This window comes from Achromobacter sp. Root83 (assembly GCF_001428845.1).
GTDB lineage: Bacteria > Pseudomonadota > Gammaproteobacteria > Burkholderiales > Burkholderiaceae_B > Achromobacter.
Genome location: NZ_LMIU01000024.1, coordinates 233410 through 252172, shown reverse-complemented (window position 1 = coordinate 252172; position 18763 = coordinate 233410). Strand labels below are relative to the sequence as shown.

The 18763-nt window shown below is 68.0% G+C and carries 16 protein-coding genes; 8 read left to right on the top strand and 8 right to left on the bottom strand.

The window, feature by feature from the left end; genetic code table 11:
- Positions 1-54: 54 nt before the first annotated feature.
- Positions 55-972 (top strand): LysR substrate-binding domain-containing protein, encoded by a 918-nt coding sequence (locus ASE30_RS22735; RefSeq protein WP_057286631.1) that lies wholly within the window; start codon positions 55-57, stop codon positions 970-972.
- Positions 973-1008: 36 nt separating this feature from the next.
- Here the strand turns inward: ASE30_RS22735 and ASE30_RS22730 are convergent, their stop codons facing one another.
- The gene (locus ASE30_RS22730) at positions 1009-2574 is read right to left on the bottom strand and encodes an ABC transporter substrate-binding protein (RefSeq protein ID WP_057286536.1); all 1566 of its coding nucleotides are present in this window, start codon (positions 2572-2574) and stop codon (positions 1009-1011) included.
- Positions 2575-2971: 397 nt separating this feature from the next.
- Here ASE30_RS22730 and hutG point away from each other — a divergent pair, with 397 nt between their 5' ends.
- Positions 2972-3775 (top strand): N-formylglutamate deformylase, encoded by an 804-nt coding sequence (gene hutG / locus ASE30_RS22725; protein WP_057286535.1) that lies wholly within the window; start codon positions 2972-2974, stop codon positions 3773-3775.
- A 37-nt stretch (positions 3776-3812) separates the two neighbouring features.
- The gene (locus ASE30_RS22720; RefSeq protein WP_057286534.1) at positions 3813-4826 is read left to right on the top strand and encodes a LysR family transcriptional regulator; all 1014 of its coding nucleotides are present in this window, start codon (positions 3813-3815) and stop codon (positions 4824-4826) included.
- 11 nt (positions 4827-4837) lie between these two features.
- Here ASE30_RS22720 and ASE30_RS22715 read toward each other — a convergent pair whose 3' ends face one another.
- The 5 genes from ASE30_RS22715 to ASE30_RS22695 form a co-directional block, all read right to left on the bottom strand.
- Positions 4838-5770, bottom strand: coding sequence for an FAD-binding protein (locus ASE30_RS22715; RefSeq protein WP_057286533.1), 933 nt, complete (start codon positions 5768-5770; stop codon positions 4838-4840).
- Positions 5770-6519, bottom strand: coding sequence for an electron transfer flavoprotein subunit beta/FixA family protein (locus ASE30_RS22710; RefSeq protein ID WP_057286532.1), 750 nt, complete (start codon positions 6517-6519; stop codon positions 5770-5772). Before ASE30_RS22710 ends, ASE30_RS22715 begins: the two co-directional genes overlap by 1 nt.
- A gap of 71 nt (positions 6520-6590) precedes the next feature.
- Positions 6591-7220: a HutD family protein gene (locus ASE30_RS22705; RefSeq protein WP_156407736.1), complete on the bottom strand. Its 630-nt coding sequence runs from the start codon at positions 7218-7220 to the stop codon at positions 6591-6593.
- Between the two features lie 10 nt (positions 7221-7230).
- Positions 7231-8418: an FAD-binding oxidoreductase gene (locus tag ASE30_RS22700; protein WP_057286530.1), complete on the bottom strand. Its 1188-nt coding sequence runs from the start codon at positions 8416-8418 to the stop codon at positions 7231-7233.
- 104 nt (positions 8419-8522) lie between these two features.
- Positions 8523-9416 (bottom strand): AraC family transcriptional regulator, encoded by an 894-nt coding sequence (locus tag ASE30_RS22695; RefSeq protein WP_057286529.1) that lies wholly within the window; start codon positions 9414-9416, stop codon positions 8523-8525.
- 176 nt (positions 9417-9592) lie between these two features.
- Between ASE30_RS22695 and ASE30_RS22690 the strand changes: the two genes are divergently transcribed.
- From ASE30_RS22690 to ASE30_RS22675, 4 genes are all read left to right on the top strand, one after another.
- A complete protein-coding gene (locus tag ASE30_RS22690; RefSeq protein WP_057286528.1) occupies positions 9593-10348 on the top strand; it encodes an SDR family NAD(P)-dependent oxidoreductase in 756 nt (251 codons plus the stop codon).
- Between the two features lie 214 nt (positions 10349-10562).
- Positions 10563-11561, top strand: a complete 999-nt coding sequence (locus tag ASE30_RS22685) for an aliphatic sulfonate ABC transporter substrate-binding protein (protein WP_057286527.1) — start codon at positions 10563-10565, stop codon at positions 11559-11561.
- Positions 11562-11579: 18 nt separating this feature from the next.
- On the top strand, positions 11580-12350 hold the full coding sequence (locus ASE30_RS22680) for an ABC transporter permease (protein WP_057286526.1): 771 nt from the start codon (positions 11580-11582) through the stop codon (positions 12348-12350).
- Positions 12338-13126: an ABC transporter ATP-binding protein gene (locus ASE30_RS22675; protein WP_057286525.1), complete on the top strand. Its 789-nt coding sequence runs from the start codon at positions 12338-12340 to the stop codon at positions 13124-13126. The genes ASE30_RS22680 and ASE30_RS22675 overlap by 13 nt, the downstream gene beginning before the upstream one ends.
- A gap of 16 nt (positions 13127-13142) precedes the next feature.
- On the opposite strand, the gene ASE30_RS22670 is transcribed toward ASE30_RS22675, so the two are convergent.
- Positions 13143-13667 (bottom strand): DUF4952 domain-containing protein, encoded by a 525-nt coding sequence (locus ASE30_RS22670; protein WP_082601688.1) that lies wholly within the window; start codon positions 13665-13667, stop codon positions 13143-13145.
- Positions 13664-14677 (bottom strand): LysR substrate-binding domain-containing protein, encoded by a 1014-nt coding sequence (locus ASE30_RS22665; RefSeq protein WP_057286523.1) that lies wholly within the window; start codon positions 14675-14677, stop codon positions 13664-13666. Before ASE30_RS22665 ends, ASE30_RS22670 begins: the two co-directional genes overlap by 4 nt.
- A 94-nt stretch (positions 14678-14771) precedes the next feature.
- Here ASE30_RS22665 and cydC point away from each other — a divergent pair, with 94 nt between their 5' ends.
- The gene (gene cydC, locus ASE30_RS22660; protein WP_057286522.1) at positions 14772-18437 is read left to right on the top strand and encodes a thiol reductant ABC exporter subunit CydC; all 3666 of its coding nucleotides are present in this window, start codon (positions 14772-14774) and stop codon (positions 18435-18437) included.
- The last annotated feature ends 326 nt before the right edge of the window (positions 18438-18763 follow it).

Below are 18763 nucleotides of genomic sequence, written 5' to 3'. Positions count from 1 at the left end.
TGCGCTATAACCTTCGCGACTGGCATGTTGATTTTCAACAACCCGGGTTATGGCATGAATGACACATTGAATCTGCGGCAGATCGAGGCATTCAAGGCGGTGGTCGAGCAGGGCACGGTCAGCCAGGCGGCCATTGCGCTGGGCGTTTCGCAGCCCGCGGTGAGCAAGCTGCTGGCCCATCTGGAAGCCGACACGGGCCTGTCCCTGTTCGACCGCGTGCGCGGCAAGCTGGCGCCCTCCTTGCAGGGCATGCGCCTGTACGAGGAGATCGACCGGGTGTTCAGCGGCCTGCGCCAGGTGGAACAGGCCGTCGAATCGATCCGGCGCGACGAGCAGCGCACCCTGAACGTGGGCGTGCTGCCGGCGCTGTCCGGCCCGTTCATCCGGCGCGTGACCATGCAGTTCCTGAAGCTTCATCCCGATGTGCGCGTGTCCATCCAGAGCCGCGGATCGCTGTTCCTGGCGGACTGGCTGGCCACCCGTCACATCGACGTGGCGCTGGTGGGCAGCCGCGTCGACAATCCCTACATCGACCGCGAGCCGCTGTTCCCCTACCCGCTCTTCTGCGCCATGCCGCTCAATCACGAACTCACGCGCAAGCGCGTCGTGAGGCCGCGCGACCTGAGCGGCCTGCCGTTCGTGTCCTTCGGCGCCGACAGCCAGACGCACGAACTGGTGCGGCAGGCGTTCGACCAGGCGGGCGCGCAGTTGAACGTGGTGCTGGATACCAATACGGCGCCCACGGCCTGCGAATTCGTCGCGGCGGGGCTGGGGGTTTCCTTGATTCATCCGTTGTTCGCCGAAGGGTTGCAAAGCCGCATGGTGCTGCGGCGGTTCGATCCGGAACTGCAATTCCACTTCCAGTTGTGCCGCGTGCATGCCTCGCGCAACGCGGCGCTGGTCCAGGACTTTGTCGATGAGGCCCGCGCGGTCGCCGCGCAGGTCTCCCGGGAATTGCTCAAGGGCCAGTGAGCGGCCGCATCACGGCCGGCGGACAGCCTGCGGGGCCTAGGGCGCCGACACCGAGGTCTGTTCGGTGATGGGCGGCTGCAGATTCAGCGCGCCGTTCAGCACATAGCCGTAGTTCACGCGGTCGCCATGCGCCCACACCTGCTTCAGGCCGAACAGCGGCACGGCACAGACGTCGTCGTGGATGCTGGCCTGCGCCTGCTTCCACAGGGCCAACTGCTTCTGCGCGTCCGGTTCGACGCGCGCCTGCCGGATGGTGTCGTCCGCCACCGAGCAGTGCGAGAAATTCGACATCGCCGCCGGCGCGCCGATGGCGGCGGCCGAATCGTAGAACTCGGTCAGATAGGTATCGGCGTTGGGAAAGCGCGCCGCGCCGTAGAACACCAGCCCGCTCAGGTCCTGGCGGCTCTTGGCCTGGTAGGTGGCGTGGTCCACCACTTCCATGTTGAGCTTGATGCCGGCCTTGGCCAGTTGGGCCTGCACGATCTCCATGATGGGCTGCTGGGCCGAGATGTTCGACACGATCGACTTGATCTCGACGCCGTTGGGAAAGCCCGCTTCGGCCAGCAGCTTCTTGGCGCGGTCCACGTCGTAGGCGTAGGCGCCGGCGCCGCAGTCCTGCCCCAGATAGCCGTTGGGCACCACCGAGCAGCCCTTGTCGGCCACGTCCTTGCCCGCGTAGCGCACGATCTCGTCGACATTGATGGCGGCGGCCACGGCCTGGCGCACCTTCAGGTTGTCCAGCGGCTTGATGTTGCGGTTGATGTGCAGGGTGCGGAATTCGGCGGGCTCGAAAATGTCGACCTTCATGCCGCGCTTGGCCGAACGTTCCACCCAGCGCTGCTCGCGCTTGCCCTGCATCACGTCGATCTCGCTGGACGTGAAGGCCAGTTCCCGCGCGCTGTCGGACGGGATCATGCGGTACATGATGCCGCCCAGCTTGGGCTTGCCGCGGAAGTACGCGTCGTTGGCCAGCAGTTTCACGTATTGCTGGGTGACGTGTTCGCCGAAGGCGAACGGGCCGGTGCCGATGGGGCCGGCGCCGAACTTGTCGCCCAGCTTCTCGGCGGCCTTCTTGCTGACGATGTTGCCGCCATGATAGTTGGACACCCGGCCCAGGAAGGCCGCGTCGGGGTACTTCAAGGCGATGCGCACGGTGTAGCCGTCCACCGCTTCCACCTTGTCGATGATGGCGAATGTCGCGGCGAAGCTGGACCGGTTCGGGTCGCCCGCGCGCTGCAGGGAATAGACCACGTCCTCGGCCTTCAGCTCGCCGTAGCCGCCATGGAACTGCACGCCATGGCGCAGGTGGAAGGTCCATGTCTTGCTGTCCGCGGAGGCTTCCCAGCGCTCGGCCAGGTCCGCCTCCAGCGCCTTCGGGTCGGCGCTGCCTGCCGGAAAGCGCACCAGCGCATTGAACATCTGCGCCGCCACGCCCTTATCGGCCGTGGACGTCGCGCGGTGCGGATCCAGCGTGGCGTTGTCGGCGGCGCCCGAGCTGATGCGCAGCATGGGACGCTCCTGCGCGGCGGCGTCCGCCGAAAAACCAGCGCTACAGGCCGCCAGCAGCGCGGCCGCGATGGCAAGGTGTACAGGACGGTTCATGACTTCCCTTGTGCGCCGCGCACTTGCGGCATTCGTAGTTTGCAGTCAGAGATACAGCGTGACGGCAGACTAGAAGCGGGACACCATGGCGTCAAAGTCCTTCGGGTGCTTGCGCTATTCCTGTGGGTTATAGAGTGGGGCCGCAGGCGGGCGTGCGCCGGGGGCAGACACGCGCGGGCTAGTGGTTAGTACTGAGATGCAAATACCTGGCCGCCCTGGGGAAAACACTAGGCGCGACGGCCACCCCGACGCGAAGCGCGCCGGATTTAGCATCAGTCTGCTGGATCATCAATATCCACTAAACTGATGCAATACCCGCGAGGGGCTGCGCTGCCTAGCATACAGACGGCGCGCCGCCCGTCCGCGGCGCACCGCCTTTGCCACCCGGAGTTTTCCCTTGAGCGACATCTATCACTTCAGCCGCGGCACCGCCCCGCTGCTGATCTCCATTCCCCATCTCGGCAGCCAGATTCCCGATGCCCAGCGCGCGCAGATGACGCCGCTGGGCCTGCAGTCCGGCGACACGGACTGGCATCTGGACACGCTGTACAAGTTTGCCGAAGCGCTGGGCGCATCCGTGGTCGGCGCGCGCTACTCGCGTTACGTGGTCGACCTGAACCGTCCGCCCAACGACGAAAGCCTCTACCCCGGCCAGACCAAGACCGGCCTGTGCCCGGCGCAGACCTTCCGCGGCGACGCGCTCTACGCGAACGACGCCGTGCTGACGGACGCCGAGCGCGCGCATCGCCTGCAGACGTACTGGCAGCCCTATCACGCCAAGCTGCGCGAAGAGATCGACCGCATCAAGGCCGAACACGGCACCGTGCTGCTGTGGGAAGCGCATTCCATCGCCAGCGTGCTGCCGCGCCTGTTCGAGGGCAAGCTGCCCGACCTGAACATCGGCACGTCCGACGGCGCCGCGTGCGCGCCCGACATCCTGGCGGCCGTGCAGGCCCGGCTGGACGGTTGCGCGGACTACACCTGGGCGGTCAACGGCCGCTTCAAGGGCGGCTACATCACGCGCCACTATGGCGCGCCGGCCGACAACATCCACGCCATCCAGCTTGAGATGTGCCAGTCCACCTACATGGACGAAACGCATCCGTATGCCTATCGTCCCGACCTGGCCGGCAAGGTCATTCCCGAGGTCGAGGGCATGGTGGCCGCCGCCCTGCGCCAGGCCACCGCGCGCCTGCGCTGATCGCCGGCCGCCGCCGGATCCAGGACGCAGCCCCGCCATGAACCGCTTTTCGTTCAGCGCCACGGAAAACTATCCCGAATGGAGCCTGCTGCTGACCTGGGTGGCGGTGGTGGAGGCCGCGTCGGTATCCGGCGCGGCGCGCCTGCTGGGTTTTTCGCAGGCGGCGGTGTCGCAGCGGATCAAGCAGCTCGAGGCCGCCATGTCGACCGAGCTGCTGGACCGCAGCACCCGGCCGGCGCGGCCCACGCCCGCCGGTGAACTGCTGTTCGAACATGCCGCGCGTTTGCTGGCGCAGGCCGGCGACATGACGGAAAGCGTGCGCAACCTTAGCCGGGCCAAGCGCAATATCGTCCGGTTCGGCTGCGTGGACTCGTTCGCGGGCACGCTGGGCCCGACGCTGATCCATGGCCTGTCCGGCGCGTCGCGCCAGATCCGGTTATGGTCGGGCATCACGCCGGTGCTGGACAAACAGCTCGAAGACCGGCAACTGGACCTGGTGGTCACCACCAGCGCGTCGGCCGGCAAGCCCACCATCCGCAAGTACAGCCTGTTCAGCGAACCCTATGTACTCATCGTTCCGCGCTCCATGAGCATGGACAGGATCGACTCGCTGAAAGAGCTGGGCAAGCGCAACCAGTTCATCCGCTACAGCGCGCGCTCCTTCATCGGCGCCGAGATCGACCGGCTGGTCGAATCGCATGGCGTGATGATCGAACGCACCTACGAGTTCGACAATACCGACCCGTTGCTCAGCCTGGTCACGGCCGGGCTGGGGTTCGGCATCAGCACGCCCTTGTGCATCTGGCAGTCGCGGCATTTCCTGGAGCAATTGCGGGTGCTGCCGCTGGCGCCCTACCTGGGCGCCGCGCGCGGCGACGACCCCGCCCTGTCGCGCACGCTGTACCTGGCCGCGCGCCAGCAGGAAGTGGGCAAGCTGCCCGCCGAGGCGCGCGACGTGATCCTGATGGCGATGGAACGCCTGATCCAGAAGGATCTCGCCCCGGCCCTGGGGCTGCCGCCCGCCACGCTCTGGCGCAGCCTGCGGCGCTGAAGCGGCCGGTATCAGGGCAGCGCGGCCGTCAAGGCCGGCACGGCCTCGAACAGATCGCCGACCAGGCCGTAGTCCGCCACGCCGAAGATCGGCGCGTCGCCGTCCTTGTTGATGGCGACGATGACCTTCGAATCCTTCATGCCGGCCAGATGCTGGATGGCGCCCGAGATCCCGACCGCCACGTACAGCGCTGGCGCGACGATCTTGCCGGTCTGGCCGACCTGCCAGTCGTTCGGCGCGTAGCCCGCGTCCACCGCGGCGCGCGAGGCGCCGAGCGCCGCGCCCAGCTTTGCGGCCAGCGGGTCCAGCAGTTTGAAGTTATCCGCGCTGCCCAGCCCGCGGCCGCCCGACACCACCGCGCGCGCGCCGCCCAGTTCGGGGCGTTCGGACACCGCGATTTCGCGGCTGACGAAACGCGACAGGCCCGCGCCCGCCACCGCCTCGACCGTTTCGATCCGCGCGCTGCCACCCTCGGCGGCCACGGCATCGAAGGCCGTCGGACGTATCGTCGCCACCACCACCGGATAGCCGCTTTTCACGGTGGCGATCGCGTTGCCCGCATAGATGGGGCGCTTGAATGTGTCGGGCGCCAGCACGTCGATCACGTCCGACACCTGTTCCACATCCAGAAGCGCCGCGATGCGCGGCGCCACGCTCTTGCCGTGGGCGGTGGCGGCCACGAACAGATGCGTATAGCCGGCGGACACCGCCACGGCCTGCGCCGCCAGGTTCTCCGCCAGCCCGTCGGCCAACTGCGGCGCCTGCGCCAGCAGCACCTGCTCCACGCCCGCGACGCGCGCCGCCGCCGCGGCCGCGGCCTGCGCCTGGCCGCCCGCCACCAGCACGTGTACCGGCATGCCGAGCGTCGCGGCGGCCGCGATGGCGTTGAGCGTGGCGCCGTTGAGCGCCTGATTGTCGTGTTCGGCAATAACTAGGACTGTCATCAGATCACCTTGGCTTCGTTCTTCAGTTTGTCGACCAGCGCGGCCACGTCGGCGACCTTCACGCCGGCCGCGCGCGCCGCCGGCTCTTCCACCCGCAGCGTCTCCAGGCGGGACACGGGGTCCACGCCCAGGCCTTCCGGCGTCTCGATATCCACGGGCTTCTTCTTGGCCTTCATGATGTTGGGCAAGGTGACGTAGCGCGGCTCGTTCAGGCGCAGGTCGGCCGTGACCACGGCGGGCAGCGTCAGTTCCACCACTTCCAGGCCGCCGTCCACCTCGCGGGTGACGCGCGCCGTGCCGGCGCCGATCTCGATGGCGCTGGCGTTGGTGGCCTGCGGCCAGCCCAGCAGGGCCGCCAGCATCTGGCCGGTCTGGCAGGCGTCGTCGTCGATGGCCTGCTTGCCCAGGATGACCAGCGCGGGCACCTCCTTTTGCACCACGGCGCGCAGCAGCTTGGCGACCGCCAGCGGCTGCAGCGCGGCGTCCGTCTGCACCAGCACGCCACGGTCGGCGCCGATGGCCAGCGCGGTGCGCAGCGTCTCCTGCGACTGCGCCGTGCCGCAGGACACCGCCACCACTTCGGCGGCGGCGCCCTGCTCTTTCAAGCGCACGGCCGCCTCGACGGCGATCTCGTCGAATGGATTCATGGACATCTTGACGTTGCCGATGTCCACGCCGCTCTGGTCGGCCTTGACGCGCACCTTGACGTTGTAGTCAACCACGCGCTTGACCGCGGCGATCACCTTCATGGAAATGCTCCTGATTAAAAGGAATCAAAGCCGTCCAACGCCTGCGCGGCGCATGGACGGGTGTAGATCGATCAGCGCAAGCCCGGCGCCTGCACGGCGATGTCCAGGCTTACCGCGAAACCGTGCATCGATGCCGCAAGGAACGCGCCGGACCGCGATAGGCCTTCGGGGCCGTCCAACGCATCGCCGTCGCCCGGCCCCAGCGCGAATTCGCCCGCCGCCAGCTCCCACTCGTTGCCCGGCGGCGCGCCGCGAAAACGGCACGCCTCCACGGCCACGACCAGGCGCGTGGCAATACACTCGCCCGCCGCATCCGCCAATGAACCGGCGACACGGGCATCGCCCTCCGCGCCCAGGCAAGCGACGCGGGCCCGCGCCAGGCCGCGCTGGACAAAAAGATTCAGCACGCGCACCGGCCCGCCCGCCAGGCGGGACCGCAGCACCTCGTCGCCGGCGAACAGCGCGGGCACGCGGGGCCGCAACGACACCGCCACGCCCTCCCCGCGCAGCGCCACGCCCTGGCCCGACAGCACGACCGACACGCGGTCATAGCCGGGAAACCGGGAGTACGGCCCGTCGCGGTCGATGTCGGCGATGCTGACGCGCCAGCGCCCCGCGGCATCCGCCGCCAGCGTCCGCGTGACGCCCCCGCCGTTCTTCCAGGGCTCGGGCGGCAGCGCCAGCCAGCTTGCGCGTTGCACAGCGCCAGGATCAGGACACCGCGCCAAGGCCGTACTTCCCGGTCAGCAGCGCGCCGCGCTGGAAACGGCCCAGCTCATAGGGCTTGAGCGACACGTCGGTCGCCAGCCCCAGCGCCTCCTGCGCCAGCACGCGGCCCACGGTCGGCGACAGCTTGAAGCCGTGGCCCGAGAACCCGAATCCCACGATCAGCCCGTCGACGCCGGCCACGCGCCCCAGCACGGGGTTCCAGTCGGGCGTCACGTCGTACACCCCGGTCCAGGACGAGGCCAGGCCCGCGGTCTCGTAGGCCGGGAAGCGCTCGGCGACCTGCGCGCCGACCTCGGCCACGTAGTCCAGCGGGATATCGCCCTGCTCGGCGTCGCTCTTCTGCAGCATTTCACCGACGACGCCTTCGCTCACCAGCATCTGGTTGCCGCCATAGCTGCGGCAATACAGCATGCCGGGCGAGGCCAGGTCCTTGAAGACGGGCATCGAATAGGTATAGGGAGCGGCGGCGCATTCCAGCGCCAGCACGGCGTGGCGCTCGGGCACCACGGGCATGGCGACGCCGGTCCAGCCGGCCAGTTCCCGCGTCCAGATGTTCTGGGTGCTGATGACCAGCGGGCTGGCGTAGTCGCCTTCGGAGGTGGACACGCCGGTCACGCGGCCGTTTTCCACCAGCAGGCGCTGGACGTTGACGTTTTCGCGGATGGTGACGCCGCGGCGGCGGGCGCCGCGCGCAAAGCTGGTGGCCACCAGGTAGGCGTCGGCGAAGCCGGCCTCGGGTTCATAGCCGATCAGGGCGGCGTTGTCGAAGGACGCGATGGGCAGCAGGTCGCGCGCCTGCGCGGCGTCCAGCAGCTCCAGCGCGATGCCTTGGGCCTGCTGCTGCGCCAGCGCGCCGCGCAGGGGCTCCAGCTTGTCGTTGTCGGCCGCGGTGATGAGATAGCCGCATTTGACCAGGCCGCAGGAGGCCTCCTCGTCGCCCAGATAGCTGGCGAAATTGTTGAACACGCTCCAGGAACGCTGGGCCAGGTCCACGTTCTCGCGCACGGAATAGTGCGTGCGCAGGATGCCGGAAGACTGCGACGTGGTGCCCGCGCCGATGGTTTCCCGGTCCAGCACCAGCACATTCTTCGCACCCAGCTCGGCCAGGTGAAAGGCCACCGAACTGCCGATCACGCCGGCACCCACCACGATCACGTCATAACTTTTCACGACTAGGCTCCAAGGACAATTGCCGCGAGTGTGGACCCGGCATTTCGGAGCCGCCGCAATATAAGCGGCGCGAATATTTAATAAAAGCGCGCCGCGAGCGCCATTCAGGAAAGCGCGCTGACGGCGCTCTTTACCGCATCGGTGTCCTTGCCCGGCGGCAGGCCGAACATCCGCCGGTATTCCCGGGTGAATTGCTGGACGCTTTCATAGCCCACCGCAAACGCGGCGCTGCTGGCCGACGAGCCTTCCGCGGTCATGAGCCGGCGGGCCTCGATCAGGCGCAATTGCTTCTGGAACTGCAGCGGCGACAGCGAGGTCGCCGACCGGAAGTGCTGATAGAACGAGGATGGGCTCATTCCCGCGACCGCGGCCAGGCGTTCCATCGGCAGCGATTGTGCAAAATCGGCCCGCAGCAGCGCCACGGCGCGGGCGACCCGTTCGGCCCTCCCCCCCGGCCAGCCTAGCTGGCGGATTGCCTGGCCGTGCCGGCCGGCCAGCAGCCAATAGTGCATTTCGCGGACGAGCTGCGCCTGCAGCACGGGCAGCGCCGCGGGGCGTTCGGTCAAGCGCAGCAGCCGAAGGGCTGCATCGGCAACCTCGGTGTCGGTCTGTTCCATCCGCACCGGCTGGCCGGGGTCGACCGGTCCCGGCTTCATTTCCAGGGCCAGTTCCGCGATCACCGCCAGATCCAGCTCCAGGACCAGCGAGAAATAGGGCAATGCCGAACTGGCGCGCGTGATCTGGCTGACCGTGGGCACATCCGCCGTGATCAGCAGCGAATCGCCGGCCGTGAAATTGAAGGTTTGCGCCCCCAGCGCCACGCGCTTGCCCCCTTGCAGCACAAGGCACACAAGCGGCCGCGAGATCGCATGATCCAGGCCGCTGGGCCGGGTCGCTCGAATGACAACCAGGCCGGGAATGGAGGTTTGTGCCACGCCGCCCGGGTTGGCATGCGCCTGGGCGCAGCGGCTGACGGCCGCCAGCAATGTGTCATTCATACGTAGGGATCGCGATGGTTTTCCACGGAGCAATCGTAATGGCTTCCGGGCGGGCGGGAACAGCGGGAACAGCACTTCGGAGGATCAGGCCAACAACTCCACCGTTCAGGCAAAGGCGATCCGCCGCCCACGCCACAGAATGGACGCCTCATCCACCGTCATCAAGGAGCCGCTCCATGAGCAAGATTTCTCTCGTCACGGGTTCGAGCCGAGGCCTGGGCCGCAATACCGCCCTTGCCATCGCGGGCAAGGGCCATGACGTCATCCTCACTTACCAGAGCCGCGAAGCGCAAGCCAGGGAAGCCGTCGGCGAAATCACGCGGCTTGGCCGCAAGGCCGTCGCGCTGCAACTCGATGCGGGCGACGTCGCCGCCTTTCCGGACTTCGTCGATCGGCTGAAGGCCGCACTTGGCCAAACCTGGCAGCGCGGCACCTTTGATCATCTCGTCAACAACGCGGGGCATGGCGATGTGGCGCCGATCGCCGACATGACGGAAGCGGCGTTCGACAAGCTGGTCAACGTGCATTTCAAGGGGGTGTTCTTCCTGACGCAGAGCCTGTTGCCGCTGCTGGCCGACGGCGGCCGCATCGTGAACCTGTCCACCGGCCTGACGCGGGTATCGGCGCCGGGCTGGTCGGCCTATGCCGCGGCCAAGGGCGCCATCGAGGTGCTGACGGTCTATCTGGCCAAAGAGCTCGGACACCGCAGAATCGCCGTCAACGCCGTGGCGCCCGGGGCGATCGAGACCGATTTCCTTGGCGGCGCCGTGCGCGACACGCCGGAATTCAACCAGCACTTCGCGGCCATGACCGCGCTGGGCCGCGTCGGCGTGGCCGACGACATCGGGCCGATGATCGCCAGCCTGCTGTCCGAGGACAACCGCTGGGTCAACGCCCAGCGCATCGAAGTGTCCGGCGGACAGGGCATCTGAAGAGACCAGGCGGGGGATGGGCCGCACCCCTGACGCGGCCCATTCCGTCCCCCCTGCCTGAAGCGCGGCTCTTAAGCGCCGCTGATGTTGACCATCGCCGCTCCTTATATTCATGCCGCCGCCAGGCGCTCGGGCGAAAGTCTTGTCTGCCGCACCCCAGAGTGCCGGCGACATGGAATCTATCGGTCAATCTACATTCAAGTAGGGGAAAAATATGAACATGAATCGCCGCGCCATGCTGGTGCGCACCGCTGCCGTCGCGGGCGCAAGCGCCCTGGGCTTTCCGATGATAGGCCGTGCCGCCAACGCGTCGTACACCTATGGCGGCTCGGCCTGGCTGGGCCACTACTCGGCCTACATCGCCATGAAGACGGGCCTCTTCGCCAAGCAGGGCCTGGACATCAAGTGGCAGAGCTTCGCCACATCCTCCGACCGCATGAGCGCGGTGATGGCCGGCAACATAGACCTGGCCGGCACCGGCGTGGTGTCGTCGCTGGCGCTGATGGCGGCCGGCGCGCGCCAGTTCCAGGTCATCGCCACCCCCAACAACTTCGGCCGCGCCGAGGGTGTGCTGGTGCGCGACGACGTCAAGTCGGTGGCCGACCTGAAGGGCAAGAAGATCGGCGTGACCTACGCGTCGAGCGCCCACGTGCTGCTGCTGGACGTGCTGCGCCAGGCGGGCATGAATCCAGACCGCGACGTCTCCATCATCAACCTGCCCGCCACCAATCTGCTGTCGGCCTACCAGGGAGGCCAGGTCGACGCGGCCGTGGCCTGGACCCCGGCGTTCGACCGCATCAAGGCCGTTCCCGGCACCCGCGTCCTGCTGGACGACACGGCGTTCTCGCTCTACAAGCAGTACGCCATCACGCCCGGCCCCGATGTGCTGCTGACGCACGCCAGGCTGGGCAAGGACAATCCGGAGGCCGTGCGCAAGTTCCTGCAGGCGATATTCCAGGCCAACGCCCTGCTGAGCGGACAGCCCGACGAGGCCGCGGGCGTGCTGCTGGAACTGACGGGCCTGTCCAAGCCGGACCAGCTTGCCGTCATCAAGCAGACGCAGTGGTACTCGGCCGAGGACCAGAAGGCGCTGATGGTGGACCCGGGCAACTTCGTCAACGGCATGCAGAAACTTGCCGAAATGCTGGTGTCGCTCAAGCAGATCGACCGCGCGCCCGCCGTCAAGGACTGGGTCCAGGCCTCGTACCTGTAAGCCCGGGACAGCCTGCTCATGTCCACGCGTCCGTCTTCAAGGGAAACACGCCTGCTCTGGATCAGCGTGTTTTCGCTTCTGTGCTTTCTGCTGCTGTGGGAAGGCCTGTGCCGCGCCGGCGCGGTCGATCCCATTTTCCTGCCCGCGCCCTCCCAGGTTTTGTCGCGCGCCCTGTCCATGTCCGATCAGGGCACGCTGTTCTACAACGTGCTGGCTTCCACGCGCCGGGTCATGGTGGGCTTTCTGGCCGCCGTGATCGTCGCCATTCCGCTGGGCATCCTGCTGGGCACGTCGAAGGTGGCCCGCGCCGTGTTCGATCCCATCATCTCGTTCCTGCGGCCACTGCCCTCCATGAGCTGGATCCCGCTGTCGCTGCTGTGGTTCGGCATCACCGAAACGCAGAAATACAGCATCGTGTTCATGGGGTCCTTCGTGCCCGCCTTGCTGTACGTGATGGAGGCCTCGCGCAGCATCGATCCGGTGCTGGTGCGCGCGGCGCGCAACCTGGGCGCCAACCGCTGGCAGGTGATGCGCGAGGTGCTGTTTCCGGGCTGCCTGCCGCAGATCCTGTCCGGCATGAAGATCATTCTGGGCCTGTCGTGGACCTGCGTGATCTCGGCCGAACTGGTGGCGTCCAAGGAAGGCCTGGGCTTCATGATCATGAACGGCAAGGAGTTCTTCCAGACCGATACCGTGGTGCTGGGCATGGTCCTGATCAGTTTCACCGTGCTGGTGACCGATCTGTGTTTGCGGCTTCTTGAACGATGGGTGCTGGCATGGCAACGATGAACGATACGATGATCCGGCTTGCGGACGTCTCCAAGGCTTACGGCGACGTCCCCGTGCTGGACAAGGTCAACCTCGAGGTCCGGCGCGGCGAATTCCTGGTGCTGCTGGGCGCGTCCGGCTGCGGCAAGTCGACCTTGCTGAATCTGATGGCGGGATTCATCACGCCCAACACCGGCACGGTCTCGATCAACGGCAGGCAGGTCACGGACGTGACGGCCGCCTGTGGCATGGTGTTCCAGCAGTACGCCCTGTTCCCGTGGCGGACCGTGCAGGAAAACGTGGAGTTCGGCCTGAAGATGCGCGGCATGTCGCGGCAGGAACGCGCGCCGATCGCCCGCAAGTTCATCGACATGGTGGGATTGAAGCAGGCGGCGGACAAGTACCCCCACGCGCTGTCCGGCGGCATGAAGCAGCGCGTGTCGATTGCCCGCGTACTGGCCAACGATCCGGACGTGATGCTGTTCGACGAACCGTTCGCCGCGCTGGACGCGATGACGCGCCAGGTGCTGCAGGAACAGTTGCTGTCGATCTACGAGCAGAGCGGCAAGACGATCGTCTTCATCACGCACTCGATCGACGAGGCGCTGACCTTGTCGACCCGCATGGCGGTCATGGGATCCAAGCCCGGGCGCATCGTGCAGGACATCCAGAACGATCTGCCGCATCCGCGCAGCGCGGACGTGCAACTGTCGCCCCGCTTCGTGGAATTGAAGCGGGCCATCTGGGAACGCGTGCAGGAAGAAGTGACGCGCAGCATGGAACTGGCCAGCGACTAGGCGGGCGGCATGCCTGCTAGATGATCTGGGTGTACAGGGTGACCGTGATGCCGAAGCTGGGAATCCGGTCCCAATCCGTGCGAGGATGGCGCCGCGCCTCGGTTCCCATGCCCAGCCCGTATTGCAGGCCCGCCGGCCCGTCCCGCCACGAATGCGGCCTTGAGCCCCAGCCGCAGCAGGCATATTCCAGCGGCGGCATGCCGAAGGTCTTGCCCAGGTAGGCTTCGGCCGCCGCCGCGTGGACGCCGCTCACTTGGTAGCGGGCGATCATGGGACTGGCTTGCAGGTCGTCGTGGCGTTCGCATCCCAGGTATTCGACACCGTCCGGCTTCCTGCCCAGGGCCTGAAGAAAATCCTGGCACGGCATGCCGGGCGGCGCCACGCCCTGGGCCCGGGCCTCGGCCTCTTCGCTGGCCTGCGCGCCGGCAGGCGCCGGCGGCTGGGCCTGGGCCGGGGCGACGAACGCGGCGAACAACGCGGTCAACAACAGCGGAAGCACCCGCGCAAAGGCTGGCGCGGTTCCGCGCGGCAATGTTTTCATGGCGTCCTTGAAATCCCATTGGTTTCTTCGATACCCGGTCCGCCAGCGGCGGCGGCGCCCTGGGCCTGCCACGCGCCCGTGCCGCGCCCCTCTTCGGCCAGGAACTCCACCAGCGCGGGCAGCGACGCGTCCATGGGCCGGTTGGCCTGGATGCGCATGACATAGCCCCAGGACCCCGGCATGCGCAATTGAGGCATCAGCGCCACGAGCCTGCCGCTGGCCAGCTCTTCGTCCACCAGCGGCGCGCGTCCCAGCGCGATGCCCACCCCCGCCGCCGCGGCGGCCGCGACCGTGCTCAGGCCGCTCAACACCAGCGGATCCTGCCAATCGGCTGCGGCCAGGCCCAGGCGCGGACTCCAGGTCCGCCAATCCGTCTCGGGACTGTCGATGTGCTTTTCCTCGAGCCAGCGGTGGCGCAGGAAGACGCGGGGATCGTTGCGGTCGGCCGGATCGACCAGCGCGGGACTGCACACCGGCACGACGGTCTCGGTCATGAGCGGGATGTCGCCGGGCTCCGCGTTGTGCGGTCCCTTCGCCCGCACGTGCAGGAAGGCCAGGTCGATGTTCTGACTCTTCCAGGCCGGGTCCTGGCTGGCATGCAGGTAGACCTGGATGTCGATGTCGGGATGCAGTTCGATGAACCGGCCAATGCGCGGCGCGAGCCACAGGGCGGCCAGCGACGGATTGGCGGACACGTTCAGGGTGTAGCGGCGCCTGCCCCGCGCACTGGCCCGCGCATTGCGGCACGCTGCCTCCAATAGGGTCAAGGCCTGTTGTACGGACGCCAGCAGCCCGGCGCCCGCTTCGGTGGTTTCGGCGCGCCGAACCGTGCCGCCCCGGCGCAGCAGCGAAACGCCCAGGTCGGCCTCCAGCGCGCGCAACTGATGGCTTACCGCGCTCTTGGTGACGTTCAATTCCACGGCGGCACGGCTCAGGCTGCCCAGACGGGCAACGGCTTCAAAGGCGCGCAAGGCGGCGAGCGGCGGAGTTCGGTTGGGCAGGTCGGCCATGGGTTGAGTTTATCTCAACCCATGATTGAAAAAGTATCGCTTTCGCGTGGGCGCGGTATCAGTGACCATGCAGCCTCTGGATGGAGTAATTGCTATGTATTTCGATTCACGGCTCTGGCGGCTGACGCTGGGCATGCGCGGCGGCATGGCGGGCGGCATCTTCCTGGGCTTGCTGGCCCTGGCGGCCGGCATCGCCCGTTATGTCTTTCTGGGCCAACTGCTGGCCCGCGTGTTCGACGGCGCGCCGTGGCGGGACTGGATCGTGCCCGCGCTGTGCGTGGCCGCGATGGTGCTGCTGCGAGCGTTCTTCGACCATTGGCGCACCGTGCAGGCGAACCGCACGTCGGCCGCGATCCAGCACACGCTGCGCGCCAGACTGTATGACCGCATCGTGGCGCTGGGGCCCGCGTGGTTCGCCAACCAGCGCAGCGGCGGCATCATGCTGACGGTGGTGGACGGCGTCGAGCAATTGCAGACCTTTTTCGGCCAGTACCTGCCGCAAGTGGCGATCGCCGCGGCCGCGCCATTCGCGATCTTCGCCGTGATCGCGTTCTGGGACGTGCCGACCGCGCTGGTCTTCCTGGCCGCGGCCCTGTTCGCGCTCTTCGGCCCGATGGCGGTACACATGCTGGACCGGCGCGCCAGCCTGGCGCGCACGCGGTCGCTCAATGATTTCGGCGAAGATTTCCTGGACGCCGTGCAAGGCCTGCCCACGCTGAAGTCCTATGGCCAGGGCAAGGCCTGGGGCGAACGGCTGGCGGCCCGCGCGCGCAGCCTGTCGGACAACACCTTCTGGGTGCTGTCGGTCAGCCTGCTGACGCGCGGCGTCAGCGACCTGGGCGTAGCCCTGGGCGCGGCGCTGGCGCTGACCCTGGGCGCCTGGCGCGTGGCCGCGGGCGACATGAGCGTAGAGGCGCTGCTGATCGTGCTGATGGCCGGCACCGAGATCTTCCGGCCGCTGCGCGACCTGCGCTCGGTGCTGCACCGGGGCATGCTGGGCCAATCGGCCGCCGCCAGCATCCATGCCCTGATGGATGCCCGGCCGCTGACCCCCGCGCCCGACGCAGGTGCAAGCGGCACGGGCATAGGTGGCCCGGACAACAGCAGCGCGGCCCAGGCCCGCCTGTCGCCCACCATCGACTTCGACGGCGTCGCCTTTTCATACACGCCCGAGCGCCCCGCCCATCGCGGCCTGGCCTTCAGCATCGCGGCCGGCGAACGGGTCGGCGTGGTCGGCCCCAGCGGCGCGGGCAAATCCACCATCGTCCGCCTGCTGCTGCGCGAATGCGTGCCGCAGGCCGGCGTCATCCGTGTCGGCGGCCGCGACGTGAACATGCTCGACACGCAGACGCTGCTCTCGCACATCGCGCTGGTCAGCCAGGACATCACGCTGTTCCACGGCACCATCGACGACAACCTGCGGCTGGGCCGGCCCGATGCCACCCACGAGCAGGTGCGCGCCGCCGCCCGCGCCGCGAATATCGACGACTTCATCATGGCGCTGCCGGACGGCTACGCCACGCGCATCGGCGAACGCGGGCTGCAGCTTTCCGGGGGCCAGCGCCAGCGCGTGGCGATCGCCCGCGCCCTGTTGCGCGATGCGCCCATCCTGATCCTGGACGAAGCGCTGTCGTCGGTGGACACCGAGAACGAGGCGCTGATCCAGCAGGCGCTGGACCGCCTGATGGCCGGCCGCACGACGCTGATCCTGGCCCACCGCCTGGCCAGCGTGATCGGCGCCGATCGCATCCTGGTGCTGGATCAGGGACGCGTGGCCGAAGCCGGTGCTCATGCGGAACTGATGCGCCAGCACGGACTGTATTACCGCCTGATGCACGAGCAGGCCGCGGCGCACCGGAACCCGTCGGCGGGCGCACCGCTTGCCGTGCCGCCGTCCCAGGGCGCCGTCGCGGCGGCGAATGCGCCGGCCGCCGCGGCGGACGACAGCGGCGGCCCAGGTCCGACCCTGCGTCCGCTGGACGCCGACGCCGGCCAGGTCGGCTGGCGCGCCACGCTGGGCACCCTGCTGTCGGTGGTGCGCCCGTGGCGCGGCACCCTTGCCGCCACCATCCTGCTCGGTGTGGCGCGCGTGGCCGCCTTCATCGGCGTGGGTGTGTTCAGCGCGCTGATCGTCGCCGCCATCCGCGACGGCCGCGACATATCGGCGCTGGTCGCGGGCCTTCTGATCGCGGCGCCGCTGGCCGCGCTGTTCCATTGGCTGGAGTCCTGGCTGGCGCACGCCATGGCCTACCAGTTGCTGGCCGACATGCGCGTCAAGCTCTATGACAAGCTCGAACGCCTGGCTCCGGCCTACCTGCTGCAGCGGCGTTCCGGCGACCTGGTCGCGCTGGCCACGCAGGACGTGGAGATGGTGGAGTACTTCTATGCGCACACCATCGCGCCGGCCATCGTATCGGTGCTGGTGCCGCTGTCCGTGCTGGGGTTCCTGGGCTTCTACAGTTGGCCGGTCGCGCTGGCGCTGCTGCCCTTCCTGGCCTACGCGCTGGTGTCGCCGCTGCGCGGCCGCCGCAAGATCGACACCCTGGGCGACAAGGCGCGCGAGGCGCTGGGAGAAATGAGCGCCCACACCACCGACACCATCCAGGGCCTGGCCGACCTGACCGCCTTCCAGGCCACCGGCCGCCGCCGCGACCAGTTCATGAAGGTGGCCAGCCGCTACCGCGAGCGGCGCCTGGATATCCTGCGCGACCTGTCGCGTCAGACCGCCTGGTTCGAGGTCGCCATGGGCCTGGGCGGCCTGGCCGTGGCGGTCGTCGGCGCCCTGCAGGTCCAGGCCGGCGCACTGTCGGCCAGCATGCTGCCGCTGCTGGTGCTGATCGCGCTGGCCACCTTTCTTCCGGTGTCGGAGATCTCGCAGGTCAGCCGGCAACTGGCGGACACCATTGCCGCCACGCGCCGCCTGCACGTCGTCGCCAACGAGCCCGAGCCCGTCGCGGACGGCCCGCTTCCCGCGCCGGTCGCCGCGCACGGCCTGTCGCTGGCGTTCGAGCACGTCAGCTTCGCGTATCCGGGCAAGAACGAAGACACCTTGCGCGACCTCACCTTCACGGCCCCCGCCGGCGCCACCGTGGCGATCGTGGGCGCCTCCGGCGCGGGCAAGAGCACCGTGGCCAGCCTGCTTCTGCGCTTCTGGGATCCGCGCCAGGGCGCGGTGAAGCTGGACGGCGTGGACGTGCGCCAGCTCCGGCTCGACGGATTGCGCGAACGGGTGGCGCTGGTGACACAGGACACCTATCTGTTCAACGATACGCTGGAAGGCAACATCCGGCTCGCGCGCCCCGAGGCCAGCCGCGAGGACCTGGCGCGCGCGCTGGAACAGGCGGCGCTGGCGGACTTCGTGAAGAGCCTGCCCGACGGGCTGGCGACGCGCGTGGGCGAACGCGGCATGCAGCTTTCGGGCGGCCAGCGCCAGCGCATCTCTATTGCGCGGGCCTTCCTGAAGAATGCGCCCGTGCTGATCCTGGACGAAGCCACCTCGCACCTGGACACCTTGTCTGAAATGCAGGTGCGCGGCGCGCTGGACGTGCTGATGCGCCACCGGACCACGCTGGTCATCGCGCATCGCCTGTCCACCATCCGCGACGCGGACCTGATCCTGGTGCTGGACCGCGGAACGCTGGCGGAAGCCGGCACGCACGATCAGCTCTTGCGCAGGCAAGGCGCCTATGCGCGCCTGGCCAGCCATCAAGGCGGCTACGCGGCCAGCGGCGCGGCGTATCTGTCCGGCGGCGTACATTGAGAATGACGCGCACGCGCCGCGTGCGCGTGTCATCGGGCCGGGCCGCGTCAGGCCGGGCCGCGCCAGGCCGGGCCGCGTTGAAAAAAACCGACAGGACGCGCGGTCCGCCTCGCACCGGCCGTTGATTCCGCTACATCACTTCTATAGAATCAGCAATTCGGGCCTGTGCCCATTTCATTTCCCCGCTCCATTTCCCCGCTTCATTTCCTCACCCACCGATAGGGAGGCGCATGATGATGTATCCCATGCTCAACGCCATCCCGCGCGTGTCTCCGCGACGCCATTAAGTCGTCGCCCGCGCGGACCCATCGCCAGCTTTCTATCTG